The organism is Klebsiella sp. CN_Kp075 (assembly GCF_040065055.2).
GTDB classification, from domain to species: Bacteria; Pseudomonadota; Gammaproteobacteria; order Enterobacterales; family Enterobacteriaceae; genus Klebsiella; species Klebsiella aerogenes.
The window spans coordinates 5,219,033-5,245,449 of the sequence record NZ_CM198050.1 but is presented as its reverse complement, the minus strand read 5'-3'; the positions used below and the strand labels follow the sequence as shown (position 1 = coordinate 5,245,449).

Sequence of the window (26,417 nt, the reverse complement as noted above, 5' to 3'; positions counted from 1 at the left end):
TTATTCTCCTTGCGGCGCAGGGGCTGGCGCGGTCGGTGCTGGCGTCGGCGTCGGAGCGGCTGCCGCAGGCTGGGCCATTAAATTACGCACCCGAGTTTGCATCAGCTTTTCCAGCAGGCTCTGGCTCTGCAACGTTTCCGGTACGCTCATGGTGATACTTTGCTGACTGAGCTTATCCACCTCTTCAAGGAAAGCCTTGGTAGTGGCGTCTTCAGTATCGTAATAAGCGCGTACCCAGGTGGAGACGTTTTCCAGCGCCTGCTTATAGGTTTCTTCCTGATGACGCGGCACCGCCTGCGCGGCAACCAGCAGACGAGAGCGGATATTTTCGCGCAGATAGACATCCTGATTCGGCGCTAACAGCGGCACCGCCGTTTCGTCACGGCGACGTATGGTAATGAAGCTATCCATAAAGTTCTGCCAGCTTTTCTGCAGGTTAACGCGCCATTCGCCGATGGAGCTGGAGAGCTCGTCGCTGTCGGCATCCATCGGAGAATCATCGTCGTTATTATCAGCCAGACGCAGATTGTCGATTTGGTTCGCCAGCTGGTTAACCTTAAGGATAATGCCGTCGTAATCGACCTGACTTACCGCCGACAGCGAAGCGATGTCATCGGTGATGGCGCGGCGCGCGCCGATAAGGCTTGGGTCGTTCATGTCGGCGAGACTGGCATCGGCGCTTTTCAGCAGCGCGGCGGCGGTCGTCACATCCTGATCGCTCCACAGCTTACGTCCCGCCAGCTTAACCAGGAAATCAGCCTGCGCCAGCAGCCAGGTTTTGGCGTCGCTGCCGGAAATCACTGCAACTTTTTGCTGTAGCTCATCAAGCTGTTTCGTCAGGGTTTCCTGTTCGCGTTTGGCCTCGCTCAACCGATCGGCCTGCTGTTTGATAATGCCTTCCAGCTCGCTCTTCTGGCTATCCTGCGCTTTTTGCAGCGCTGCGATCTGGCTTGATAATTCCGAGCTGGTTTCATTTTGGCGCGTGGATTGCTGTTTATTCAAACCATACAGACCAATACCGGCGGCGAGGGCGATGGCGATAGCTATCGCGCTGAGCGCCAGGCTGGTTTTGTTGCCGGCCTTTTTCTTCTCGTTGTTTTCTGGCTGTGGCGTGGTTTCCACGGCCTCCCTGGTCTCTTCAACCACGGCGGATTGATTTTGTTGTTCCGTCATTATGGCTTCCAATGTTGAGAGTTATTGTAATGCGCGTAGCAGCGCATCGTTGTCGGCGTTATCGGCAACCTGAATATCCTGCCAGCCCAATTCCCGGGCCTGAAGGGCCAGACGTTCGCTGACAACGACAAGGCTACAGTGCAGCAGCCACCGTTCGCGATACCACTGGGGTATTAACGACCACAGCTGCTGCAGCATCTCGCCGCTGGTGACCACCAGCGTAGTGACTCCACGAGATTGCCAGCGCATAGCCTCTTCCGCACCATCATAGTACTTCGCACAACGTTGATAACATTCACAAAATGTTACTTCGGCGCCGCGTTCACGCAGCGTGTCGCCTAATAATTCCCGCCCGCCGTTGCCGCGCAGAATCAGGGCTTTCTTGCCCGCAATGTTTTGTAATTCAGGTAATTGTAGCAAGACTTCGCTGATTTCCCGATCTAACGGGTAACGGATATTTTTACCACTGACCGTATGCAGAGCCAGCGCGGTGGTGCGGCCTATCGAGAAATAGGCCGGATCGGAGGGCCAGCGTTGGCTCTCCTGCAGCAGACGGGCATGGGCGAATTCCACCGCATGCTGCGATAGCGCAAACAACAAATCGTCCGCGCCTAATGCCGCCAGCTGGCGCGGGAGCGCTGCCAGCTCCCGCCCCGGCGTGAATTCTATCAGCGGAAAGCTCCAGGCCACGCGTCCCAGCGCGCGCAGGCGGCTGACTAACTCTTCACCTTGCGGTAGCGGACGGGTGACCAAGATGCTCATCGTGGGGCTTCTCCATCATAGACCGCCGCGAGGATGTCGCGGGCGCCGTTATCCAGTAGCTCTTCCGCCAGCGAGACGCCGAGCGCCTCTGCCTCTTCCGGCCGGCCGCGGCGTTCACCGCGCACGACCAGCGACCCATCCGGCGCGCCCACCAGCGCCCGTAGCCACAGCTCGCCATCGCGCAGTTCGGCATAGCTGCCAATCGGCACCTGACAACCGCCTTCGAGACGGGTGTTCATCGCCCGCTCGGCGCGCACGCGCACGGCGGTTTCCGTATGGTTAAGCGGCGCTAACAGCGCTTTGGTCCATTCATCGTCAAGGCGGCATTCGATACCTACCGCGCCCTGGCCGACGGCCGGCAGAGATTGCTCAGGTGAGAGCGGCTGGCGAATACGCGCTTCCAGTTTCAGCCGCTTCAACCCGGCGGCGGCGAGGATAATAGCGTCATACTCGCCGTTATCGAGTTTGCCTAATCGCGTGCCAACGTTGCCGCGTAGCGAACGGATCACCAGATCGGGGCGCTCTGCCGCCAACTGGCATTGGCGACGTAAACTTGACGTGCCAACGATGCTGCCGGCCGGCAGATCGTCAATTGAGGCATAGTGATTGGAAACAAATGCGTCGCGCGGATCTTCACGCTCGCAGATGGTGACCAACCCCAGGCCTTCCGGGAATTCGACCGGGACATCTTTCATCGAATGGACGGCGATATCGGCGCGCCCTTCAATCATGGCGAGCTCTAACTCTTTCACAAATAAGCCCTTGCCGCCCACCTTTGCCAGCGGGGTATCAAGGAGCACGTCGCCGCGGGTGACCATGGGCACCAGCTCAACGGAAAGCCCCGGATGACACGACTCCAGGCGCTCTTTCACATAATGTGCCTGCCATAGCGCAAGCGGGCTTTGCCTTGTGGCAATTCTCAAAACTTTGTCTAACATGCTTGTTACCGTCATTGTCGACCACGAGCCATCCTAACATTGTTGCTTTAGGGATGTTAGTTTCACGGTTAATGTGGGATGCTGGCACGATGTCCTTTAGCGTTTCATGCGGCTGCGGTTGCCGCAAGCGTAGTGGGGAATTTACACCCGGCAAACGGTGCTACACTTGTATGTAGCGCATCTTTCTTTACGGTCAAACAGCAAGGTGTTAAATTGATCACGTTTTAAACCATTTGTCAGCCAGCAGTTCATCACAACCACACCGATGACGAATGGTGACGGTTCTTGTTGAAATACTGAAATCCTCCGTACTATTGTACGTCGGATTTTTGAACATCAGGCGATATGTCTTGTACCTCTATATTGAGACACTGAAACAGAGACTGGATGCCATCAACCAACTGCGCGTGGATCGCGCGCTTGCTGCCATGGGACCCGCTTTCCAGCAGGTTTACAGTCTTCTGCCGACATTACTACATTATCATCACCCGCTGATGCCGGGTTACCTTGACGGTAACGTTCCCCGCGGCATTTGCCTCTACACGCCTGATGAAACCCAACGCCACTACCTTGACGAACTCGAACTGCACCGTGGCCTGCTGACGCAGGAGCCGCCGAAAGGCGAACTGCCGATTACCGGCGTTTATTCGATGGGCAGTACCTCCTCCGTTGGGCAAAGCTGCTCTTCCGATCTGGATATCTGGGTATGCCATCAGGCCTGGCTGGATAACGAAGAACGCCAGCTGCTGCAGCGTAAATGCAGCCTGCTTGAAAGCTGGGCGGCGTCGCTCGGCGTCGAGGTTAGTTTCTTCCTGATCGACGAAAACCGCTTCCGCCATAACGAAAGCGGCAGCCTCGGCGGCGAAGACTGCGGTTCGACCCAGCATATTTTGTTGCTCGATGAATTTTACCGCACCGCCGTGCGTCTCGCCGGGAAGCGTATTCTGTGGAATATGGTGCCGGGTGATGAAGAAGACCATTACGATGACTACGTGATGGGGCTGTATGCCCAGGGCGTGCTGACGCCAAACGAATGGCTCGATCTCGGCGGCCTCAGTTCGCTGTCGGCGGAAGAGTACTTCGGCGCCAGCCTGTGGCAGCTGTATAAGAGTATCGACTCCCCGTATAAAGCGGTGCTGAAAACGCTGCTGCTGGAAGCCTACTCCTGGGAATACCCCAACAACCGCCTGTTGGCGAAAGATATTAAACAGCGCCTGCACGATGGCGAGATTGTCTCGTTCGGTCTCGACCCCTACTGCATGATGCTGGAGCGCGTTACCGCCTATCTGCAGGCTATCGAAGACGACACCCGTCTCGATCTGGTACGCCGCTGCTTCTACCTGAAAGTCTGTGAAAAACTCAGCCGCGAGCGCGCCTGCGTGGGCTGGCGTCGTGAAGTCGTCAGCCAGTTGGTGAAAGAGTGGGGCTGGGATGAAAAGCGTCTGATGATGCTTGATAACCGCGCTAACTGGAAAATCGATGAAGTGCGCAAAGCGCACAACGAACTGCTCGACGCGATGATGCAGAGCTATCGTAATCTGATCCGTTTTGCCCGGCGCAATAACCTCAGCGTCTCCGCCAGCCCGCAGGATATCGGCGTGCTGACGCGTAAGCTGTATGCCGCCTTTGAAGCCCTGCCGGGCAAAGTTACCCTGGTAAACCCGCAAATTTCACCGGACCTGTCGGAACCGAATCTGACCTTTATCCACGTGCCGCCGGGCCGCGCTAACCGTACCGGTTGGTATCTGTATAACCGCGCGCCGGATATGGAATCGATCATCAGCCATCAGCCGCTGGAATATAACCGTTATCTTAATAAGCTGGTGGCCTGGGCCTGGTTTAACGGCCTGCTGACCTCACGCACCCGTCTGTTTATTAAGGGCAACGGTATCGTCGATTTGCCGAAGCTGCAGGAGATGGTGGCCGACGTGTCGCACCACTTCCCGCTGCGCCTGCCGGCGCCGACGCCAAAAGCGCTGTACAGCCCGTGCGAAATTCGCCACCTGGCGATTATCGTCAACCTCGAATATGACCCGACGGCGGCATTCCGTAATCAGGTGGTGCATTTCGACTTCCGTAAGCTCGATGTTTTCAGCTTTGGCGAAGAGCAAAAATGCCTGATTGGCAGCGTCGACCTGCTGTATCGCAACTCGTGGAACGAAGTGCGCACGCTGCACTTTAACGGTGAGCAGGCGATGATCGAAGCGCTGAAAACTATTCTCGGCAAAATGCATCAGGACGCCGCGCCGCCGGATAGCGTGGAGGTGTTCTGCTATAGCCAGCACCTGCGCGGCCTTATCCGCACCCGCGTGCAGCAGATGGTCTCCGAGTGCATCGAACTGCGTCTCTCCAGTACCCGTCAGGATACCGGGCGCTTCAAAGCGCTGCGCGTCTCCGGCCAGACCTGGGGCCTGTTCTTCGAGCGCCTGAACGTGTCGGTGCAGAAGCTGGAAAACGCCATTGAGTTCTACGGCGCTATCTCGCACAACAAGCTCCACGGCCTGTCGGTACAGGTAGAAACCAATCACGTTAAGCTGCCGGCGGTGGTGGATGGCTTCGCCAGTGAAGGGATAATTCAATTCTTCTTTGAAGATGCGGATAACAATGACAGCGGCTTTAACATCTACATTCTCGACGAAAGCAACCGCGCAGAGGTTTATCACCACTGCGAGGGCAGCAAAGAAGAGCTGGTGCGCGACGTCAGCCGCTTCTACTCGTCATCGCACGATCGCTTCACCTACGGCTCAAGCTTCATTAACTTCAACCTGCCGCAGTTCTATCAGATAGTCGAAGTTGACGGACGCACGCAGGTGATTCCGTTCCGCAGTCAGGCGATTGCCGCCGCGGTGCCGCCGGGCCAGGAAGCGGTCGCCTCACCGGTGCTGCAGCAGCGCTACTCGTAGATTTGGCCTGGATAAGGTGCTAGCCGCTATCCGGAGATATTCCCTGCTGGCGCTGCGCTTAGCAGGGCTACGGTTCTATGTCGTCGGGTAGCCCGGATAAGGCGCGATGCGCCGCCATCCGGGAAAGACGCCATTAACGGAAGCTCACCGTCTCGCCGGCCTGATTGCTCGCCGCCTGCTCCAGCAGATCCCAGAAGCGTTCGCCGCTACGATCGCAGATCCACTCGTCGCCTTGCAGATCGAAGTGATAGCCGCCTTGCTTGGTCGCCAGCCAGACCTGATGCAGCGGTTCCTGACGGTTGATGATGATTTTACTGCCATTTTCGAAGCTGATGGTCAGCACGCCGCCGTTGATTTCGCAGTCGATATCGCTGTCGCCGTCCCAGTCGTCCAGACGTTCTTCGATGGTCATCCACAGGCTATCGGCCAGGCGATGGAATTCACTGTCGTTCATAGTTATATTCTGCTTTTTTGATTTTTGAAGATGGCCGCAGTATAGCGCGAAACAAAAGCGCGCGCAGTCAGATGCTAAACGCTTGCTTTTACGTCTTCTCCTGCGATGATAGAAAGCAGTAACGAATGAATCATGGGCAACTATCAATGAAAAACGTTTTACCCACGCTTGCCGTTCTGTTTGCAATCTTCAGCCTGACCGGCTGCGGTTTGAAAGGGCCGCTGTATTTCCCGCCGGCAGACAAAACCGCGCCGCCGCCGACCAAGCCGGTTAACCCAGGCATTCAGAGCGCGACGCCGGATCGTAACGATCGCGGCGATAATGGCGGTCCGACCCAGGTTAACTATTAACGATAACGTTCTGTTCCGCGCAATTGGAGTAGATAATGCAGTTCTCTAAAATGCATGGCCTCGGCAACGACTTCATGGTTGTTGATGCGGTAACGCAGAATGTTTTCTTCTCACCGGAGCTGATTCGTCGCCTTGCGGATCGGCATCTTGGCGTTGGCTTCGACCAGCTGTTGGTTGTCGAGCCGCCGTACGATCCCGATCTGGACTTCCACTACCGTATCTTCAATGCTGACGGTAGCGAAGTCTCGCAGTGCGGCAACGGCGCGCGCTGCTTCGCCCGCTTTGTCCGTTTAAAAGGCCTGACCAATAAACGTGATATCCGCGTGAGCACCGCCAACGGGCGTATGGTATTAAGCGTAACGGAAGATGATCTGGTGCGCGTTAACATGGGCGAGCCGAATTTCGAGCCGTCTCAGGTCCCGTTCCGCGCTAACAAAGCGGAAAAGACCTATATTATGCGCGCGGCTGAACAGACAATATTGTGCGGCGTCGTCTCAATGGGCAACCCGCACTGCGTGATTCAGGTCGATAACGTGGACACAGCCGCGGTTGAAACCCTCGGTCCGGTAATGGAAAGCCACGAACGTTTTCCGGAACGCGCCAATATCGGCTTTATGCAGGTAGTGGAACGCTCCCATATTCGTCTGCGCGTCTATGAACGCGGCGCAGGCGAAACGCAGGCCTGCGGCAGCGGCGCCTGTGCGGCGGTGGCGGTCGGTATCCAACAGGGGTTACTCGCCGAAGAGGTACGCGTGGAATTGCCAGGCGGGCGTCTCGACATCGCCTGGAAAGGTCCGGGTCAACCGTTGTATATGACTGGCCCGGCGGCACACGTCTACGACGGATTTATTCATCTATGAAACAGATCGGGGAAGAACAGCAGGAACTCGCCACAGCGCTCGACGACAGCGCGGTAGTAGAATATCTGCTGCAAAATCCTGAGTTCTTTATTCGTAATGCGGCGCAGGTAGAGCATATCCGCGTCCCGCATCCGGTGCGCGGCACCATCTCGCTGGTAGAGTGGCATATGCTGCGGGCGCGTAACCATATCAACGTGCTGGAAGAGAATATGACGCTGCTGATGGAACAGGCGACGGCCAATCAAAGCCTGTTTCAGCGCCTGTTCCATCTGCAGACGCGGCTGGCGTCCGCCGATAGCCTGGATGAAATGCTCAACCGCTTTCATCGTTGGGCGCGCGAGCTTGGCCTGGCAGGCGCAACGGTGCGCCTGTTTCCGGACAGCTGGCATCTCGGCGCGCCGTCTAAATTCACCCATCTGGCGTTGAGCCGGCAGGCGTTCGAACCCATTCGTATTCAGCGGCTGGGCCAGGCACGTCACTATCTTGGTCCGCTGAACGGGCCAGAGCTGCTGGTGGTGCTGCCGGATGCGAAAGCTATCGGCTCGGTGGCGATGTCGCTACTGGGCGATGATGACGCGCCGGGGGTGATGTTCTTCAGCAGCCGCGATCCACAACATTATCAGCAAGGCCAGGGAACACAGCTACTGCAGGAGATTGCGCGCATGCTGCCCGGCCTGCTGGAGCGCTGGATTGAACGCGCATGACCGACTCCCCGCTATTCGCCTGCGTCGACCGCTTCCTGCGCTATCTCGGCGTTGAGCGCCAGCTTAGCCCGATTACGCTCACTAACTACCAGCGTCAGCTGGAAGCGCTGATCGCGCTGGCGGATGATGCCGGGTTAAAAAGCTGGCAGCAGTGTGACGCCGCTCAGGTACGTAGCTTTGCGGTGCGTAGCCGCCGCGCGGGCTTAGGCCCGGCGAGCCTGGCGCTGCGGCTTTCCGCCCTGCGCAGCTTTTTCGACTGGATGGTCAGCCAGGGCGAGCTGGCCGCTAACCCGGCGAAAGGGATTGCGGCGCCGAAGATCCCCCGCCATTTGCCGAAAAATATCGACGTTGATGATGTGAATCGGCTACTGGATATCGACCTCAACGACCCGCTCGCGGTGCGCGACCGGGCGATGCTGGAAGTGATGTACGGCGCGGGGCTGCGTCTTTCTGAGTTAGTTAACCTTGATATTAAGCACCTTGACCTGGAGTCAGGGGAAGTGTGGGTGATGGGGAAAGGCAGCAAAGAGCGCCGCCTGCCAATTGGGCGCAATGCGGTGGCATGGATCGAACACTGGCTGGATTTGCGCGGCCTGTTCGGCGGCGATGACGATGCGCTGTTTTTGTCGAAGCTGGGTAAGCGCATTTCAGCGCGCAACGTGCAGAAGCGGTTTGCCGAGTGGGGCATAAAGCAGGGGCTCAATAGCCACGTGCATCCGCATAAGCTGCGGCACTCCTTCGCGACGCATATGCTGGAGTCGAGCGGCGATCTGCGCGGCGTGCAGGAGCTGCTGGGGCATGCCAATCTCTCCACCACCCAAATCTATACCCATCTCGATTTTCAACACCTTGCCTCGGTGTACGATGCCGCGCATCCGCGCGCTAAACGGGGGAAATAATGCGTTTTTACCGACCTCTGGGCCCGATCTCCGCGCTGACGTTCGACCTGGATGACACCCTTTACGATAACCGCCCGGTGATTGACCGGACGATGCAGGAATCGCTGACATTTGTGCGTAATTACCATCCGGCGCTGAGCCAGTTTAATGCAAGCGATCTCAACCGCCTGCGCCAAACGTTATTGACCTCAGAACCCGAGATTTATCACGATGTCACCGTCTGGCGCCACCGCGCGCTGGAGTTAGGGATGCGTAATGCCGGGCTCTCCGCCGCCGAGGCGAAAGCCGGCGCCGATGCGGCGATGGAAAATTTCGCCCACTGGCGCAGCCGCGTTGATGTGCCGCAGGAGACGCACGATACGCTGGCGAAGCTGGCGCAGAAATGGCCGCTGGTGGCTATCACCAACGGTAACGCTCAGCCGGAACTGTTCGGGCTGAATGACTATTTCCGTTTCGTGCTGCGCGCGGGTCCGGATGGCCGCTCCAAACCGTTTGCCGATATGTACCATCTGGCGGCGGAGCGTCTGGATTTGCCGCTCGGGCAGATTCTGCATGTCGGCGATGATCTGACCACCGACGTGGCGGGCGCTATTCGCTGTGGAATGCAGGCCTGCTGGATCAAGCCGCAGGACGCCTCGTTGATGAAAACCGCCGATAGCCGCCTGCTGCCGCATATTGAAATTTCACGGTTGGCATCTCTGACCTCGCTGATATAATCACCAGTAACTCTGTATATATTAACAGGGGTTCGTGGAACCCCTTCTCTTCCGGCGGTGCCAATGGACGTTTCTTACCTGCTCGACAGCCTTAATGACAAACAGCGTGAAGCCGTAGCGGCCTCGCGCACCAATATGCTGGTTCTGGCAGGGGCGGGCAGTGGTAAGACGCGCGTACTGGTGCACCGTATCGCCTGGCTGCTGAGCGTGGAAAACTGCTCGCCGTATTCCATTATGGCGGTGACCTTTACCAACAAAGCGGCGGCGGAGATGCGCCACCGCATCGGCCAACTGATGGGCACCACCCAGGGCGGTATGTGGGTCGGCACCTTCCACGGCCTGGCCCATCGCCTGCTACGCGCCCATCATCTGGATGCCAACCTGCCGCAGGATTTCCAAATCCTCGATAGCGAAGATCAGCTGCGCCTGCTGAAGCGCCTGATTAAGGCGATGAACCTGGATGAGAAGCAATGGCCGCCGCGTCAGGCGATGTGGTACATCAACAGCCAAAAAGATGAAGGGCTGCGCCCGCACCATATTCAGAGCTACGGCAACCCGGTCGAACAGACCTGGCAGAAGGTGTATCAGGCCTATCAGGAAGCCTGCGATCGCGCCGGGCTGGTGGACTTCGCCGAGCTGTTGCTGCGCGCGCACGAACTGTGGCTGAACAAACCGCATATCCTGCAGCACTACCGCGAGCGCTTCACCAATATTCTCGTCGACGAATTCCAGGATACCAACAACATTCAGTATGCCTGGATCCGCCTGCTGGCGGGCGATACCGGCAAAGTTATGATTGTCGGCGATGATGACCAGTCGATTTACGGCTGGCGCGGCGCGCAGGTCGAAAACATTCAGCGCTTCCTGAATGACTTCCCGGGCGCGGAAACTATTCGTCTGGAGCAGAACTATCGTTCAACCAGCAATATTCTCAGCGCCGCCAACGCCCTGATTGAAAACAACAACGGGCGGCTGGGCAAAAAACTGTGGACCGACGGCGCCGACGGCGAGCCCATTTCGCTGTACTGCGCCTTCAACGATCTTGATGAAGCGCGTTTCGTGGTTAACCGAATTAAAACCTGGCAGGAGAACGGCGGGGCGCTGGAGCAGTGCGCCATTCTCTACCGTAGCAACGCCCAGTCGCGCGTGCTGGAAGAGGCGCTGCTGCAGGCCAGCATGCCTTACCGTATCTACGGCGGCATGCGCTTCTTCGAACGTCAGGAAATCAAAGATGCGCTCTCTTATCTGCGCCTGATTGCCAACCGCAACGACGACGCGGCGTTTGAGCGTGTGGTCAATACGCCTACCCGCGGCATCGGCGATCGGACCCTGGATGTGGTGCGCCAGACCTCGCGCGATCGTCAGCTGACGCTGTGGCAGGCCTGCCGCGAGCTGCTGAAAGAGAAAGTGCTGGCAGGCCGCGCTGCCAGCGCTCTGCAGCGCTTTATGGAGCTTATCGACGCGCTGGCGCAGGAAACCGCCGATATGCCGCTACATGTCCAGACTGACAGGGTCATTAAAGATTCCGGCCTGCGTATGATGTACGAGCAGGAAAAAGGCGAGAAGGGCCAGACCCGTATCGAAAACTTAGAGGAACTGGTGACGGCGACGCGCCAGTTCAGCTACAACGAAGAAGATGAAGATCTGATGCCGCTGCAGGCGTTCCTCTCCCACGCCGCGCTGGAAGCGGGCGAAGGGCAGGCGGATACCTGGCAGGATGCGGTACAGCTGATGACTCTGCACTCGGCGAAAGGGCTGGAGTTCCCGCAGGTGTTTATTGTCGGCGTTGAAGAAGGGATGTTCCCGAGCCAGATGGCGCTTGATGAGGGCGGTCGTCTGGAGGAAGAGCGTCGTCTGGCCTACGTCGGCGTGACGCGCGCGATGCAAAAACTGACGCTGACCTACGCCGAAACCCGCCGTTTGTACGGTAAAGAGGTTTACCATCGCCCATCGCGCTTTATCGGCGAGCTGCCGGAAGAGTGCGTGGAAGAGGTGCGGCTGCGAGCGACGGTGAGCCGCCCGGTTAACCATCAGCGTCTCGGTACCCCGGTGGCGGAGAACGATACCGGCTATAAGCTGGGCCAACGAGTGCGGCATCCGAAGTTCGGTGAAGGCACCATCGTCAACCTTGAGGGCAGCGGTGAGCATAGCCGGCTGCAGGTGGCTTTTCAGGGGCAGGGAATTAAATGGCTGGTCGCCGCCTACGCCCGCCTGGAAACGGTGTAACTTTAAGAAAAATATAATTTTTTTGTAATAATCTGCTAGCCTTATATGCTAAAGGGCAGGATTTGCTCTTTAGCGTTCCCTTGCGTGTTGACGCCGTTTTGGCGCTGGCGTAACATGCGCGCACGATTACGCTAAGAGGACATTCGCCTTGGACACACCCAGTAGATGCTGGCTCAACTTCCTGTCATTCAGGAACAACTCCTAAGGCTATCCCCTTATGCCGATAGCCTTAGCGGTTGTCGGCGACCCGTCCTATTCCCGTCGCTCTGAGTCAGGCTTAATGGTCTGAAACCCAAATAGTTTCTGTGTGCCCATCGAACTGTCCGATAAATTTTTTGTATTGGGAGTCCCGGTCATGCTGAGCGCATTTCAACTGGAAAATAATCGTTTAACGCGCCTTGAGGCCGATGAGATCAAGCATCTTGCCAGCTCGGTGTGGGTCGACCTGGTCGAGCCTGACGATGATGAACGTAGCCGTGTGCAAACGGAGTTAGGCCAGAACCTGGCGACGCGCCCGGAACTGGAAGACATCGAAGCGTCAGCGCGTTTCTTTGAAGACGAAGATGGTTTACACATCCACTCCTTTTTCTTTTTCGAAGATGCTGACGATCACGCCGGTAACTCAACCGTGGCGTTTACTATCCGCGAAGGCCGCCTGTTTACCCTGCGCGAGCGTGAACTGCCCGCTTTCCGCCTGTACCGCATGCGCGTGCGTAATCAGACGCTGATTGATGGCAACGCCTACGAGCTGCTGTTAGATCTGTTCGAGACCAAAATCGAACAGTTAGCGGATGAGATAGAAAACATCTACAGCGACCTGGAAAAGCTGAGCCGCGTCATTATGGAAGGCCATCAGGGCGATGAGTATGACGAAGCGCTGTCGACGCTGGCGGAACTGGAAGATATCGGCTGGAAAGTACGTCTCTGTCTGATGGATACCCAGCGCGCGCTCAACTTCCTCGTGCGCAAGGCGCGTCTGCCGGCAGGCCAGCTGGAACAGGCGCGAGAGATCCTGCGAGATATCGAATCCCTGCTACCGCACAACGAATCGCTGTTCCAGAAGGTGAACTTCCTGATGCAGGCGGCGATGGGTTTCATCAATATCGAGCAGAACCGCATTATCAAGATCTTCTCGGTGGTTTCGGTCGTGTTCCTGCCGCCGACGCTGGTGGCGTCCAGCTACGGGATGAACTTTGAGTTTATGCCGGAACTCCACTGGAGCTTTGGTTATCCGGGAGCCATCGTGTTTATGATGTTGGCCGGCCTGGCGCCGTATCTCTACTTCAAGCGTAAAAACTGGCTGTAGTTGTTGTACCGGATGCGCTTCGCTTATCCGGGCCTACGTGTTGTGCTTTTGTAGGCCGGATAAGGCGTAGCCGACATCGGGTAATATCCTATCCCCGACGCCCCCTTCTTTGTGTATATACCGCATCCATCACGAATATCGCCAGCGCCACCCAGATAAAGGCGAAGGTGACCATTTTATCCGTGCCCGGCACTTCACCGTAGAACGTTACCGCCAGCAGGAACATCAGCGTCGGGCCGATGTACTGGAAAAAGCCCAACGTCGACAAGCGCAGGCGGGTCGCCGCGCCGGTGAAGCAAAGCAGGGGGATGGTGGTTACCACACCCGCTGCCATTAGCAGTAAATTGAGCGACCAGGGGTTATCTCCCATATGGCTGGTTGGGCTATCGGTGATGCCGAAAAGCCAGATCGCCGCCACTGGCAGCAGCCATAGCGTTTCCACCAGCATACCGGTCTGCGCATCGACGGCGATTTTCTTACGTACCAGTCCGTAGAAGGCAAAGCTGAAGGCTAGCCCAAGGCCGATTACCGGCAGTGAACCGAAGGTCCAAAGTTGCACCAGCACGCCGCAAAAAGCGAGGATCACCGCCAACCACTGTAGACGGCGAAAGCGTTCGCCGAGGAAAATCATTCCCAACAGAATATTCACCAGCGGGTTAATGAAGTAGCCGAGGCTAGCTTCCAGCATATGGTGGTTATTGACTGCCCAGATAAAGAGCAACCAGTTGCCGCCGACCAGCACCGCAGAGAGCGCCAGCAGGAAGATCTTGCGCGGGGTTTTTAGCAGTTTTTTTACCTGCGGCCACTGGCGGCTGACGCTGATGAGCGCCACCATGAAAAAGAAAGACCAGATCACGCGATGCGTCAGGATTTCATCGGCGGGAACGTAGTAAATAAGTTTGAAGTACGCCGGCGCGATACCCCAGATAAAATAGGCGGCCAGCGCCAGCATAACGCCCAGCCGCGTTTGTTTTGCGTCCATTGGTAGAATCCATTGCCAAAAAGAGTGATGTTACTCGATCTGCGGCAATCAACCCACCATATAGGTAGCCGTGGCGCTGGCGATATAAACCTGCTCTTCGTTATGCAACTCGACGCGGGCCACGGCGACTTTGTTTCCGGCGCGCAGCAGGCTGCTGGTGGCGGTAAAACGCTCGCCGCGGCCAGGGCGTAAGTAATCGACGCGCAAATCGATAGTTCCCATCCGCGAGAGGCGCTGGCGCAGCTCTTCTTCATTGATAGTGTCATGGCGAGTCAGGGTGCTGCCGACGCAGACCAGCCCAGCGGCGACATCCAGCGCAGAGGCGATAACGCCGCCGTGCAGAATACTCTGCGCCCAGTTGCCAACCATCATCGGCTGATTATTAAAGCTGAGCTGGGCAAACTCTTTTTCATAACGTTCCAGCTCAAGCCCCAGCGCACGGTTAAAAGGCATGTGATAAACAAAAATCTCTCCCACCAGCTTTAGCGCGGCGGCGGCGGTCAGTTCAGACATAGCAGAGGTCCATTTCGTTAATGAAATGTTGATTTTATGCTTCAAAAATATTGATTTCCACTTTCGGAGGCGATAACGCAGCGGGAGGCAGATAAACAGGTAGAATGGCAGCAGGACAAAACATTAATAAGAACCCTTTTCAGGAGAACAGTAATGCGTATCTCTTTGACCTGGCTGCTGGCGCTTAGCGCGCTGCCGGCCAGCGTTCTGGCGCAGGACGCGCCGCTTAATCAAGCCGTTCATGACAAACCCGCGGTGCGGGGCAGCATTATCGCCAACCTGCTGCAGGACCATGATAATCCGTTCCTGCTTTATCCTTATGAGAGCAACTATCTGCTCTATACGTGGACCAGCGATCTCAATAAAGAGGCCATCCGCAGTTACGACTGGGCCGATGACGCGCGTAAGGATGAGGTGAAGTTCCAGCTCAGCCTGGCATTCCCGTTATGGCGCGGCATCCTTGGCGATAATTCGCTGCTTGGCGCCTCCTATACGCAAAAATCCTGGTGGCAGCTCTCTAACAGTAAAGGCTCGGCGCCGTTTCGCGAAACCAACTACGAGCCTCAGCTCTTCCTTGGCTTCGCGACGGATTATGAGTTTGCCGGCTGGACTTTGCGCGATATCGAAGTCGGCTATAACCACGATTCCAATGGCCGTTCCGATCCAACGTCACGTAGCTGGAACCGCCTGTATACTCGCCTGATGGCGCAAAACGGTAACTGGCTGGTTGAAGTGAAGCCGTGGTATGTGGTCGGCAGTACCGATGATAACCCCGATATCACCAAATACATGGGTTACTACCGCCTGAAGATTGGCTACCAGCTGGGGGAGGCTATTTTTAGCGCTCAGGGGCAATATAACTGGAATACCGGCTACGGCGGCGCGGAAATCGGGGTCAGTTACCCTATTACCAAGCACGTGCGCGCCTATACTCAGGTGTACAGCGGTTATGGCGAGTCGCTTATCGACTATAACTTCAATCAGACGCGCGTCGGCGTCGGCGTGATGCTCAACGATCTGTTTTAATCGTTGCACTCTGGCTCGCAGGCGCTGAAAATAGCGCCTGTTTTCTTTTCAGGCGAATGGGGTCAACGTGGCACAGGCGGAAGTATTAAATCAGGAATCGCTGGCTAAGCAGGTTTTACAAGAGACCTTCGGCTACCAGCAGTTCCGCCCGGGCCAGGAATCGATTATCGCCACGGCGCTGGAAGGCCGCGATTGCCTGGTGGTGATGCCGACCGGCGGCGGTAAATCGCTGTGCTACCAGGTACCTGCATTGGTCCTCGGCGGCCTGACGGTTGTCGTGTCGCCGCTGATTTCGCTGATGAAAGACCAGGTCGATCAACTGCTGGCAAACGGCGTCGCCGCGGCCTGTCTTAACTCGACGCAAAGCCGCGAGCAGCAGCAAGAGGTGATGGCGGGCTGCCGCAGCGGGCAGATTCGTCTGCTGTATATCGCGCCGGAACGCCTGATGCTGGATAACTTCCTGGAGCATCTGAGCCACTGGAACTTAGCGATGCTGGCGGTGGATGAGGCGCACTGTATCTCGCAATGGGGCCATGATTTCCGCCCGGAATATGCCGCGTTGGGCCAGCTGCGCCAGCGGATGCCGCATATTCCGTTTATGGCGCTCACCGCCACCGCTGATGACACCACCCGTCGCGATATTGTTCGCCTGCTGGGGCTTAACGATCCGCTGATTCAGGTTAGTAGCTTCGATCGCCCCAATATCCGCTATATGCTGATGGAGAAATTTAAGCCACTCGATCAGTTGATGCGATACGTCCAGGATCAGCGCGGTAAATCAGGGATTATCTACTGCAACAGCCGTTCTAAGGTTGAAGACACCGCCGCCAGGCTGCAAAGCCGCGGCATCAGCGCGGCGGCCTACCATGCTGGTCTGGAAAATGATATTCGAGCCGATGTGCAGGAGAAATTCCAGCGCGACGATCTGCAGATCGTGGTGGCGACGGTGGCTTTCGGTATGGGCATTAACAAGCCGAACGTCCGCTTTGTGGTGCACTTTGATATCCCGCGCAATATTGAATCCTATTATCAGGAAACCGGGCGCGCCGGGCGTGACGGGCTGCCGGCGGAAGCGATGCTGTTTTACGATCCGGCGGATATGGCGTGGCTGCGCCGTTGCCTGGAGGAGAAGCCCGCCGGGCCGCTGCAGGATATTGAACGTCATAAGCTGAATGCGATGGGTGCCTTTGCCGAAGCGCAGACCTGTCGCCGTCTGGTGCTGCTGAACTATTTTGGCGAAGGGCGTCAGGAGCCGTGCGGCAACTGTGATATCTGTCTTGATCCGCCAAAGCAGTACGATGGTTTAATGGACGCGCGTAAGGCGCTTTCAACTATTTACCGGGTGAATCAACGCTTCGGGATGGGCTACGTGGTTGAAGTACTCCGCGGCGCCAACAATCAGCGTATCCGCGACCTGAACCACGATAAACTGCCGGTGTACGGCATTGGTCGCGAGCAGAGCCACGAGCACTGGGTGAGCGTAATTCGCCAGTTAATCCACCTCGGACTGGTGACGCAGAATATTGCCCAGCACTCCGCGCTGCAGCTCACCGAGGCCGCGCGTCCTGTACTGCGTGGTGAAGTCCCGCTGCAGCTCGCCGTGCCGCGTATCGTGGCGCTAAAACCGAAAGCGATGCAGAAATCCTTCGGCGGCAATTACGACCGCAAGCTGTTCGCCAAGCTGCGTAAATTACGTAAAGCGATCGCCGACGAGGAGAATATCCCGCCATATGTCGTGTTTAACGACGCGACGCTTATTGAGATGGCCGAACAGTCGCCGCTTACCGCCGGGGAGATGCTTAGCGTCAACGGCGTGGGGACCCGTAAGCTTGAGCGCTTCGGTAAAGAATTCATGGCGCTGATACGTGCTCATGTCGATGGCGATGATGAGTAGTCAGCCGCGGGAAAAGGTGCCAGAATAGTTTCCTTCTTCACTATTTCCCTGCGAGTTAAACATGTTGATGCTTTTCCTCACCGTGGCGCTGGTGCACATCATTGCGCTAATGAGCCCGGGGCCGGATTTTTTCTTCGTTTCGCAAACCGCAGTGAGCCGTTCGCGCAAAGAGGCGATGATGGGCGTGCTGGGGATCACCGGCGGCGTGATGGTTTGGGCGGGCGTCGCGCTGCTCGGCTTGCACCTGATTATCGAGAAAATGGCCTGGCTGCATACGTTGATTATGGTCGGCGGCGGTCTCTATCTGTGCTGGATGGGCTATCAAATGCTGCGCGGCGCGTTAAAGAAAACCGACGTTGTCGCGGCGGAACCGCAGGTTGAGCTGGCGCGTAGCGGGCGCAGTTTCCTGAAGGGCCTGCTGACTAACCTCGCCAACCCGAAAGCGATTATCTACTTTGGTTCGGTCTTCTCGCTGTTCGTTGGCGATAACATTGGCGCCGGCGCGCGCTGGGGGATTTTCCTGCTGATCGTTCTTGAAACGCTGGCGTGGTTCACCATCGTGGCCAGCCTGTTCGCACTGCCGCAAATGCGCCGCGGCTATCAGCGGATGGCTAAGTGGATAGACGGCATCGCGGGAACCCTGTTTGCCGGTTTCGGCATCCATCTGATTATTTCGCGTTAACGTGTTATGCGATTCCCCGCCCGGTTTGTTGCCGGGTGGGGTTGATATTAGTGACGAAGACGCTGTAGCTCATCGCTGGTCAAACCGGTCATTTCCAGGATCGCATCGTCATCAATGCCGCGATTGAGCATCGCTGCGGCGACCTGTAAAAGGGCCTGTAGTTTTCCTTCTTTGATGCCTTCTTTAATGCCTTTCTCTCTGCCTTCTGCGAGCCACGTTTCTGCCAGAGTCATTAGCATTCCTCCATGCTGCGGCACACGCTGTGCCAGCCCATAAAATAGCGCCCTAATATCCTGTGCTTCCCCCGCCTGAGCCAGATATTTTATCAGCACGGCGATTTGTTGTCCGCTCATCTGCTCCAACATTAAGAGGTGGGTCAACTTGTCCAGTAGTTGTGCCATATCGCGTTGGCGAATGTGTTTTTGCACCAGCGTCAGGGCCGCCATGCTGCGGTGTCGCATGATTTCATCATCAGGAATCACAGTAATATCGACCAGCGGAAAAGCGCCAGAGTAGAGTTGATGAGCAAGGAGCGAGTCGTCAAAATTATCCAGCCAGTTTAACGACCAGGGATAGGGGCTGCGGCGTCCTTGATAAAAGAGAATGGGAATCACCAGTGGTAACGTTTTATGACCATTCTCCAGATGCCTCTGCATGGCGGCGATGGCGTAGCGCATTAGACGGAATGCCATCAGTTTATCGGGTGAACTTTGGTGTTCTATCAGAACATGGACATAACCCTGGCCGCGCGTTGTCTCCAGTGAATACAGAATGTCGCTGTAATAGGGCCGCAGGTCATCCTCCAGGAAACTCCCGGATTCCAGTCGTAGCGTATCCAGTTTGCAAACCTGAATTAACGCCGGCGGAAGGTGGATCTCGATAAAATCGCGCGCCGTTTCGACCCGCGACAAAAAGGTCTTAAAGACTGCATCATGAGGGGTTGCCGTTTCCGCCATTTTCGTTCATCCGTGAATAAACCCAATGGCGGCATTCTGGCACTGAAAAGGCGGGGCCGACAGCGCGCGGATAAAGTCTCTTTCATCTTTTCGCGCCAGCACGCGTGATAATACGACTACGGCCGCAAGTGGCCTCGCGCTGTGCGAGCGCCATTCCAGTTTCAGGCGTGACGGGCGGAAGCGAGCAGCGCTCCCACCAGCATAAACAGCGAACCAAACACTTTATTCAGCGCCTTCATTTGCTTCGGACCTTTAATCCAGGCCGCAATGCGCTGCGCCAGCGTCGCGTAACCGATCATCACAATGATATCGACCACAATGGTGGTGACGCCAAGTACCAGGTACTGCATCACCTGCGGCTGATGCGGGACGATGAACTGGGGAAACAGCGCGGCGAGGAAGACGATACTTTTGGGGTTGGTCAGATTGACGAACACCGCGCGTTTATAGAGCTTACCGCGGCTTTGAGTGCGCGCCAGCGTATTCAGATCGATTGAACCCGCCGCCCGCCATTGCTGGATCCCCAGCCAGATAAGATAAGCCGCGCCCGCCCATTTCAACACTTCAAATGCCAGTACCGAGCGTGAGAAGAGCGTGCCCAGACCGACGCCAACCAGCACGATATGAATGGCCAATCCGGTTTGCAGGCCGGCAATAGAGGCTGCCGCGCCGCGATAGCCGTGGTTGATGGATGTGGTCATGGTATTAATCGCGCCGGAACCCGGCGACAGGCTGAGAATGATTGATGTCAGCAGATAAGCGAACCACCACTCGAAGGTCATGAGAATCTCCCTGATTGTCTATTTTTATGCCACAATACGCTATTGCATCAGCATTGTGTGATGTGCGACAAAAAAACGATTTTCAGCGGTTAACAGGGGTGTAAACCCGATGTTTGGGCAGCAAAAGGACTGGGACACACGAGAAAACGCGTTTGCGGCCTTTACCATGGGGCCGCTGACGGATTTTTGGCATCAGCGGGAAGAAGCTGAATTTACGGGCGTCGATAAGGTTCCGGTACGCTTTGTGCGCTTTTGCGCCGCAAATAATGACCGGCTGGTGGTTATTTGCCCCGGCCGCATCGAAAGCTACGTGAAGTACGCCGAACTAGCCTACGATCTCTTCCACAGCGGCTTTGACGTAATGATTATCGATCACCGCGGTCAGGGGCGCTCCGGTAGGTTGCTGTCTGATACCCACCGCGGTCATGTTGTGCGCTTTAGCGACTATGTTGACGATCTGGCTGCGCTTTGGCAGCAGGAAGTGGTTCCCGGCCACTGGCGTAAACGTTTTATTCTCGCCCACTCGATGGGCGGCGCCATTGCCACGCTGTTCTTGCAGCGTCACCGGCAGCATTGCGACGCCATTGCCTTATGCGCGCCAATGTTTGGCATCATCATGCGCCTGCCGGACTGGATGGTGCGCCATATTCTCGACTGGGCTGAGGGCCATCAGCGTATTCGTGAAGAGTATGCCATCGGTACGGGCCGCTGGCGGGCGCTGCCGTTTTCGCTCAATGTATTGACTCATAGCCGTCAGCGCTATCGTCGTAATCTGCGTTTTTATGCCGACGATCCGCGGCTGCGCGTCGGCGGGCCGACCTATCACTGGGTGCGCGAAGGTATTCTGGCCGGTGAAGAGATATTGGCTGGCGTCGAGAAAGATACGACTCCGACGCTATTGATTCAGGCCGAGGATGAAAGGGTGGTCGATAACCTGATGCACGACCGCTATTGCGAACTCCGTTCCGCTGCCGGACACCCTTGTGAAGGCGATAAGCCGCTCGTTATTGAAGGGGCATATCACGAGATCCTTTTTGAAAAGGACGCTATGCGCTCAGTCGCGCTAAATGCCATCGTCGATTTTTTCAATCGACATACTTAATCCGACGATAGATCTCGTCGCCCTGCTTAGAGGTTAAATTTTTTATGTACCAGGTTGTTGCGTCTGATTTAGATGGCACGCTGCTTTCCCCCGACCATTTCCTCACTCCCTATGCCAAAGAAACGCTGAAGCTACTCACCGCGCGCGGGATAAATTTCGTTTTCGCCACTGGTCGCCACTATATCGATGTGGGACAGATCCGCGATAATCTCGGCATTAAGTCGTACATGATCACCTCTAACGGCGCCCGCGTACACGATAGCGAAGGAAAACAAATCTTCGCCCATAACCTCGACCGCGATATCGCCAGCGATCTGTTTGAGATGGTGCGTAACGATGTGAAGATTGTGACCAACGTCTATCGTGAAGATGAATGGTTTATGAATCGCCATCGCCCGGAAGAGATGCGCTTCTTCAAAGAGGCGGTGTTCAACTACAAGCTTTATGAACCGGGCGAGCTGGATGCGGATGGCATCAGCAAAGTTTTCTTCACCTGTGAAGATCATGAACATTTGCTGCCGCTTGAGCAGGCTATCAACGCGCGCTGGGGCGACCGCGTGAATGTGAGTTTCTCCACGTTGACCTGCCTTGAAGTGATGGCCGGCGGTGTATCGAAAGGGCATGCGCTGGAGGCCGTCGCGAAAATGCTTGGCTACAGCCTCAAAGAGTGTATCGCCTTTGGCGACGGCATGAACGACGCCGAGATGCTGTCGATGGCCGGTAAAGGCTGCATCATGGCGAACGCCCATCAGCGGTTGAAGGACTTGCATCCGGAGCTGGAAGTGATCGGCAGCAACGCCGATGATGCTGTACCGCATTACCTGCGCAAGCTGTACCTCGATTGATAAAGATTGACGATTGGCTAATAACTGGTCAGTCGTCAACCTCTCTCTCCGCTACAATGCCTGTTCTTTATTCAATGAGACGACCATTGTGGCGCTATTAATTATCACCACTATCCTGTGGGCCTTTTCGTTTAGCCTGATTGGCGAATACCTTGCCGGTAGCGTCGATAGCTATTTTTCCGTGCTGATGCGCGTGGGCCTGGCAGCGCTGGTGTTCCTGCCTTTCCTGCGTACGCGCGGCCAGTCTCCGCGTACCATCGTGCTCTACATGTTGGTAGGGGCGATGCAGCTTGGGATTATGTATTTGCTGGCTTTCCGCGCCTATCTCTATCTGACAGTCTCCGAATTTCTGTTGTTTACGGTCTTTACCCCGCTGTATATCACCCTGATTTACGATCTGATCAGCGGCCGTAAACTACGCTGGGGCTATCTGCTTAGCGCGGCGCTGGCGGTGTTAGGGGCGGCGATCATCCGCTATGACAAAGTCAGCGATCACTTCTGGACCGGGCTATTGCTGGTGCAGCTGTCGAATATCTGTTTCGCCATCGGTATGGTGGGCTACAAGCGTCTGATGGAAGTCCGTCCAATGCCGCAACACAATGCCTTTGCCTGGTTCTATGCCGGCGCCTTTATCGTGGCGGTAGCGGCGTGGTTTATGCTGGGCAATCCGCAGAGGTTGCCGTCCACCGGTCTGCAGTGGGGGGTTCTGGTATGGCTGGGCGTGGTCGCTTCCGGGTTGGGTTACTTCATGTGGAACTACGGCGCGACGCAGGTGGATGCCGGTACGTTGGGGATCATGAATAACGTTCACGTCCCCGCCGGGCTGCTGGTTAACCTTGCTATCTGGCAGGAGCAGCCTCACTGGCCGAGCTTTATCATTGGCGCGCTGGTAATCCTGGCTTCGCTATGGGTCCATCGCCGCTGGGTCGCTCCGCACTCCGTACAAACGGCAGATGATCGCAAGCGTGATTCCGCGCTGAGCGAATAAACGCTTCTGTTACCGGCTGGCGTTGCTCGCCATCGCGCACCGCGGCGTACAGCCGGCTCCACAGTCCTTCTCCCAGGGTTTTGGTGACAATCAAACCCTGGCGTTCAAAACTTTCCACCACCCAGTGCGGCAGGGCGGCAATACCCATTCGCGCGGCGACCATCTGAATCAGCAGCAGCGTGTTATCGACGCTTTTCAACTGCGGGCTGATCCCCGCCGGTTGCAGGAAGTGGCGCCAGATATCCAGTCGCCCGCGCTGTACCGGATAAATCAGTAACGTTTCCGCAGCCAGATCTTCCGGCGAGATGCGCGTTTTCGCCGCCAGCGGATGCTCCGGAGCTAATACCAGACGAACTTCATAATCAAACATCGGTGAATAGTGCAGGCCGCTACGCGGCAAAATATCTGAGGTCATCACCAGATCGAGTTCGCCCTGCTGCAGGGCTGGCTGCGGGTCAAAAGTGACGCCGGACTGAAAATCAACTTCCACCAGCGGCCAGCGGGCGCGGAAGCTTTCCAGCGCCGGGGTGAGCCACTGAATGCAGCTATGGCACTCGATCGCCAGCCGCAGACGGGTCTGCTGAGGTTCGTTGCAGTCCTGCAACGCGCGGGCGATCTGCGGCAGCACCTGATTGGCTAACTGTAGCAGAATTTCCCCTTGCGGCGTAAAGCGCAGCGGCTGGCTTTTACGCACAAATAAACGGAAGCCAAGGCGCTGTTCCAGATCGCTAAACTGGTGGGACAGGGCCGACTGGGTTTGGTGCAGGGCTGCCGCCGCGCCCGCCAGCGAACCGCTGTTCCGCAACGCCTGTAGCGTTTTCAGGTGTTTAATCTCGATCATGAATGTCCTTCACTTCGGCATGAATAATTTGCGCTTGAGGAATATACAGTACCTTTACATTATGGATGTGTAAACATCTGGATGGCTAAAATCCTTCGTCTTTTGAATTTATGGTGCGTTGGCTGCGTTCGCTCACCCCAGTCACTTGGGGATGAGCAAACTTGCCGCCTTCCCTGAATACAAAATCCTTTGGATTAATAATTAATTAGAGGAAGAACACATGACCATTATTAATCACACCCTCGGTTTTCCTCGCGTTGGCCTTCGCCGCGAGCTGAAAAAAGCGCAAGAGAGCTACTGGGCGGGCAACGCCACGCGTGAAGAGCTGCTGGCGGTAGGTCGCGAGCTGCGCGCTCGTCACTGGGAGCAGCAGAAACAGGCGGGCATTGATCTGCTGCCGGTGGGCGATTTTGCCTGGTACGACCATGTTCTGACCACCAGCCTGCTGCTGGGCAACGTGCCGGCTCGTCATCAGAACAAAGACGGCACCGTCGATATCGATACCCTGTTCCGCATTGGTCGCGGCCGCGCGCCGACCGGTGAACCCGCTGCCGCCGCGGAAATGACCAAGTGGTTCAACACCAACTATCACTACATGGTGCCGGAATTTGTCCAGGGCCAACAGTTCAAGCTGAGCTGGACCCAACTGCTGGATGAAGTGGACGAAGCGCTGGCGCTGGGCCACAAGATTAAGCCTGTACTGCTGGGGCCGGTAACCTATCTGTGGCTGGGCAAAGTAAAAGGCGAACAGTTTGATCGTCTAAGCCTGTTGAACGATATCCTTCCGGTTTACCAGCAGGTACTGGGCGAGCTGGCGAAACGCGGCATTGAGTGGGTGCAGATTGATGAACCGGCGCTGGTTCTGGAGCTGCCGCAAGCATGGCTGGATGCCTTTAAACCAGCTTATGAAGCCCTGCAGGGGCAGGTAAAACTACTGCTGACTACCTATTTTGAAGGGATCACCGACAACCTTGATGTTATCACCGCGCTGCCGGTACAGGGGCTACACGTCGATCTGGTGCACGGCAAAGATGAGGTGGCTGAACTACATAAACGCCTGCCGGCCGACTGGCTGTTATCCGCCGGGCTGATCAATGGTCGTAACGTCTGGCGCGCCGATCTCACGGAAAAATATGCGCAAATTAAGTCGCTTGTCGGTCAACGTGAGCTATGGGTCGCCTCTTCCTGCTCCTTGCTGCATAGCCCGCTCGATCTGAGCGTAGAGACCCGTCTTGATGCCGAAGTAAAAAGTTGGTTTGCTTTCGCCCTGCAGAAGTGCGGCGAACTGGCGCTGCTACGCGACGCGCTGAACAGCGGTGATACGACGGCGATCGAGGCGTGGAGCGCGCCAATTCAGGCTCGTCGCCATTCGACTCGCGTACACAACGCGGCAGTGGAAAAACGGCTGGCGGCAATCACTGCTCAGGACAGCCAGCGCACCAGCCCTTATGCCGAGCGCGCACAGGCGCAGCGCAAACGCTTTAACCTGCCAGCATGGCCGACGACGACGATCGGTTCATTCCCGCAGACAACCGAAATTCGTACCCTACGTCTGGACTTCAAAAAGGGCAATCTTGACGCCAGCCATTATCGGACGGGTATTGCCGAACATATTAAGCAGGCGATCGTCGAACAAGAACGTCTGGGTTTAGACGTGCTGGTGCACGGAGAAGCCGAGCGAAACGACATGGTGGAGTATTTCGGTGAGCATCTGGACGGTTTCATCTTCACGCAAAACGGTTGGGTGCAAAGCTATGGCTCTCGCTGCGTGAAGCCGCCGGTGGTTATCGGCGATGTCAGCCGTCCGCAAGCGATCACCGTCGAATGGGCGAAGTACGCGCAGTCTCTTACCGACAAGCCGGTCAAAGGCATGTTGACCGGTCCGGTAACCATTCTGTGCTGGTCCTTCCCGCGCGAGGATGTCAGCCGCGAAACCATCGCGAAGCAGATTGCGCTGGCGCTGCGCGATGAAGTGGCGGATCTGGAGGCGGCCGGTATCGGTATTATCCAGATTGATGAACCGGCACTGCGCGAAGGTCTGCCGCTGAAGCGCAGCGATTGGGATGCTTATCTACAGTGGGGCGTCGAAGCTTTCCGCATCAACGCCGCGGTTGCTAAGGATGACACCCAGATTCATACCCACATGTGTTATTGCGAGTTCAATGACATCATGGACTCTATCGCCGCGCTGGATGCCGATGTGATCACCATTGAAACCTCGCGTTCCGACATGGAACTGCTGGAATCGTTTGAAGAGTTTGAATATCCAAACGAAATCGGCCCGGGAGTTTATGATATCCACTCGCCAAACGTACCGAGCGTGGAGTGGATTGAAGGGTTGCTGGAGAAAGCCGCGCAGCGTATCCCGGCGGATCGCTTGTGGGTTAATCCGGACTGCGGCCTGAAAACCCGCGGCTGGCCGGAAACCCGCGCCGCGCTGGCGAACATGGTGCAAGCGGCGCAAAATCTGCGCGAATCAGCCTGATAGATACGCGGAAAACAACAGAGGAGGCCA

The 26,417-nt window shown here is 56.5% G+C and carries 25 protein-coding genes; 16 read left to right on the top strand and 9 right to left on the bottom strand.

The window, feature by feature from the left end; all coding sequences use genetic code 11:
* Genes hemX through hemC form a run of 3 tightly spaced genes read right to left on the bottom strand, consistent with a single transcriptional unit; the run spans position 1 to position 2,873 of the window.
* Positions 1 to 1,173, bottom strand: a complete 1,173-nt coding sequence (gene hemX, locus ABLV78_RS24970) for a uroporphyrinogen-III C-methyltransferase (protein ID WP_045395572.1) — start codon at positions 1,171 to 1,173, stop codon at positions 1 to 3.
* Between the two features lie 21 nt (positions 1,174 to 1,194).
* Positions 1,195 to 1,935 carry a uroporphyrinogen-III synthase gene (hemD, locus tag ABLV78_RS24965; RefSeq protein WP_045395574.1) on the bottom strand — a complete coding sequence of 247 codons (741 nt, stop codon included), beginning with the start codon at positions 1,933 to 1,935 and terminating at the stop codon, positions 1,195 to 1,197.
* The gene (gene hemC, locus ABLV78_RS24960) at positions 1,932 to 2,873 is read right to left on the bottom strand and encodes a hydroxymethylbilane synthase (protein ID WP_045395576.1); all 942 of its coding nucleotides are present in this window, start codon (positions 2,871 to 2,873) and stop codon (positions 1,932 to 1,934) included. The genes hemD and hemC overlap by 4 nt, the downstream gene beginning before the upstream one ends.
* 350 nt (positions 2,874 to 3,223) lie before the next feature.
* Between hemC and cyaA the strand changes: the two genes are divergently transcribed.
* Positions 3,224 to 5,776 carry a class I adenylate cyclase gene (gene cyaA / locus ABLV78_RS24955; RefSeq protein WP_015368868.1) on the top strand — a complete coding sequence of 851 codons (2,553 nt, stop codon included), beginning with the start codon at positions 3,224 to 3,226 and terminating at the stop codon, positions 5,774 to 5,776.
* A gap of 133 nt (positions 5,777 to 5,909) precedes the next feature.
* Here the strand turns inward: cyaA and cyaY are convergent, their stop codons facing one another.
* On the bottom strand, positions 5,910 to 6,230 hold the full coding sequence (cyaY, locus tag ABLV78_RS24950; protein ID WP_015368867.1) for an iron donor protein CyaY: 321 nt from the start codon (positions 6,228 to 6,230) through the stop codon (positions 5,910 to 5,912).
* Positions 6,231 to 6,376: 146 nt separating this feature from the next.
* Here cyaY and lptM point away from each other — a divergent pair, with 146 nt between their 5' ends.
* The 8 genes from lptM (at position 6,377) to corA (ending at position 13,291) form a co-directional block, all read left to right on the top strand.
* Positions 6,377 to 6,580 carry an LPS translocon maturation chaperone LptM gene (gene lptM / locus ABLV78_RS24945; protein WP_020077593.1) on the top strand — a complete coding sequence of 68 codons (204 nt, stop codon included), beginning with the start codon at positions 6,377 to 6,379 and terminating at the stop codon, positions 6,578 to 6,580.
* A 35-nt stretch (positions 6,581 to 6,615) separates the two neighbouring features.
* Entirely contained in the window at positions 6,616 to 7,440 is an 825-nt protein-coding gene (gene dapF / locus ABLV78_RS24940; protein WP_032713809.1) for a diaminopimelate epimerase, read from the top strand.
* Positions 7,437 to 8,144 (top strand): DUF484 domain-containing protein, encoded by a 708-nt coding sequence (locus tag ABLV78_RS24935; protein ID WP_045395581.1) that lies wholly within the window; start codon positions 7,437 to 7,439, stop codon positions 8,142 to 8,144. The genes dapF and ABLV78_RS24935 overlap by 4 nt, the downstream gene beginning before the upstream one ends.
* The gene (xerC, locus tag ABLV78_RS24930) at positions 8,141 to 9,043 is read left to right on the top strand and encodes a tyrosine recombinase XerC (protein ID WP_045395583.1); all 903 of its coding nucleotides are present in this window, start codon (positions 8,141 to 8,143) and stop codon (positions 9,041 to 9,043) included. Before ABLV78_RS24935 ends, xerC begins: the two co-directional genes overlap by 4 nt.
* Entirely contained in the window at positions 9,043 to 9,759 is a 717-nt protein-coding gene (gene yigB, locus ABLV78_RS24925; RefSeq protein WP_047045695.1) for a 5-amino-6-(5-phospho-D-ribitylamino)uracil phosphatase YigB, read from the top strand. Before xerC ends, yigB begins: the two co-directional genes overlap by 1 nt.
* A gap of 63 nt (positions 9,760 to 9,822) precedes the next feature.
* Positions 9,823 to 11,985: a DNA helicase II gene (uvrD, locus tag ABLV78_RS24920; RefSeq protein ID WP_032709535.1), complete on the top strand. Its 2,163-nt coding sequence runs from the start codon at positions 9,823 to 9,825 to the stop codon at positions 11,983 to 11,985.
* 148 nt (positions 11,986 to 12,133) lie between these two features.
* Entirely contained in the window at positions 12,134 to 12,190 is a 57-nt protein-coding gene (ysgD, locus tag ABLV78_RS24915; RefSeq protein WP_349815745.1) for a YsgD/CorL family protein, read from the top strand.
* Positions 12,191 to 12,340: 150 nt separating this feature from the next.
* Positions 12,341 to 13,291 (top strand): magnesium/cobalt transporter CorA, encoded by a 951-nt coding sequence (gene corA / locus ABLV78_RS24910; protein ID WP_045389308.1) that lies wholly within the window; start codon positions 12,341 to 12,343, stop codon positions 13,289 to 13,291.
* Between the two features lie 88 nt (positions 13,292 to 13,379).
* Here the strand turns inward: corA and rarD are convergent, their stop codons facing one another.
* Both rarD and yigI read right to left on the bottom strand, forming a co-directional pair.
* Positions 13,380 to 14,273, bottom strand: coding sequence for an EamA family transporter RarD (rarD, locus tag ABLV78_RS24905; RefSeq protein WP_045389280.1), 894 nt, complete (start codon positions 14,271 to 14,273; stop codon positions 13,380 to 13,382).
* 48 nt (positions 14,274 to 14,321) lie between these two features.
* Positions 14,322 to 14,786, bottom strand: coding sequence for an acyl-CoA thioesterase YigI (gene yigI / locus ABLV78_RS24900; RefSeq protein ID WP_004097567.1), 465 nt, complete (start codon positions 14,784 to 14,786; stop codon positions 14,322 to 14,324).
* 153 nt (positions 14,787 to 14,939) lie between these two features.
* Here yigI and pldA point away from each other — a divergent pair, with 153 nt between their 5' ends.
* The 3 genes from pldA (at position 14,940) to rhtC (ending at position 18,388) form a co-directional block, all read left to right on the top strand.
* A complete protein-coding gene (gene pldA / locus ABLV78_RS24895) occupies positions 14,940 to 15,812 on the top strand; it encodes a phospholipase A (RefSeq protein WP_045389277.1) in 873 nt (290 codons plus the stop codon).
* Between the two features lie 67 nt (positions 15,813 to 15,879).
* Positions 15,880 to 17,706, top strand: coding sequence for an ATP-dependent DNA helicase RecQ (gene recQ, locus ABLV78_RS24890; protein ID WP_015368858.1), 1,827 nt, complete (start codon positions 15,880 to 15,882; stop codon positions 17,704 to 17,706).
* A 61-nt stretch (positions 17,707 to 17,767) separates the two neighbouring features.
* Positions 17,768 to 18,388, top strand: a complete 621-nt coding sequence (gene rhtC / locus ABLV78_RS24885; protein WP_045395590.1) for a threonine export protein RhtC — start codon at positions 17,768 to 17,770, stop codon at positions 18,386 to 18,388.
* Positions 18,389 to 18,435: 47 nt separating this feature from the next.
* On the opposite strand, the gene ABLV78_RS24880 is transcribed toward rhtC, so the two are convergent.
* Together ABLV78_RS24880 and rhtB are read right to left on the bottom strand one after the other, a co-directional pair.
* On the bottom strand, positions 18,436 to 19,344 hold the full coding sequence (locus ABLV78_RS24880; RefSeq protein ID WP_047045699.1) for an Rpn family recombination-promoting nuclease/putative transposase: 909 nt from the start codon (positions 19,342 to 19,344) through the stop codon (positions 18,436 to 18,438).
* Between the two features lie 161 nt (positions 19,345 to 19,505).
* Positions 19,506 to 20,126, bottom strand: coding sequence for a homoserine/homoserine lactone efflux protein (rhtB, locus tag ABLV78_RS24875; RefSeq protein WP_015368855.1), 621 nt, complete (start codon positions 20,124 to 20,126; stop codon positions 19,506 to 19,508).
* A gap of 109 nt (positions 20,127 to 20,235) precedes the next feature.
* Here rhtB and pldB point away from each other — a divergent pair, with 109 nt between their 5' ends.
* The 3 genes from pldB (at position 20,236) to ABLV78_RS24860 (ending at position 23,061) form a co-directional block, all read left to right on the top strand.
* Positions 20,236 to 21,228 (top strand): lysophospholipase L2, encoded by a 993-nt coding sequence (pldB, locus tag ABLV78_RS24870; protein WP_045395594.1) that lies wholly within the window; start codon positions 20,236 to 20,238, stop codon positions 21,226 to 21,228.
* 44 nt (positions 21,229 to 21,272) lie between these two features.
* Positions 21,273 to 22,073 carry a sugar/pyridoxal phosphate phosphatase YigL gene (yigL, locus tag ABLV78_RS24865; RefSeq protein WP_015368853.1) on the top strand — a complete coding sequence of 267 codons (801 nt, stop codon included), beginning with the start codon at positions 21,273 to 21,275 and terminating at the stop codon, positions 22,071 to 22,073.
* Positions 22,074 to 22,161: 88 nt separating this feature from the next.
* Positions 22,162 to 23,061, top strand: coding sequence for a carboxylate/amino acid/amine transporter (locus ABLV78_RS24860; protein ID WP_047045702.1), 900 nt, complete (start codon positions 22,162 to 22,164; stop codon positions 23,059 to 23,061).
* Here ABLV78_RS24860 and metR read toward each other — a convergent pair.
* On the bottom strand, positions 22,949 to 23,902 hold the full coding sequence (metR, locus tag ABLV78_RS24855) for an HTH-type transcriptional regulator MetR (RefSeq protein ID WP_015703991.1): 954 nt from the start codon (positions 23,900 to 23,902) through the stop codon (positions 22,949 to 22,951). The two genes, ABLV78_RS24860 and metR, sit on opposite strands and share 113 nt — an antisense overlap.
* A gap of 220 nt (positions 23,903 to 24,122) precedes the next feature.
* On the opposite strand from metR, the gene metE reads away from it, so the two are divergent.
* Positions 24,123 to 26,387, top strand: coding sequence for a 5-methyltetrahydropteroyltriglutamate--homocysteine S-methyltransferase (metE, locus tag ABLV78_RS24850; protein ID WP_047045705.1), 2,265 nt, complete (start codon positions 24,123 to 24,125; stop codon positions 26,385 to 26,387).
* Positions 26,388 to 26,417 lie beyond the last annotated feature (30 nt).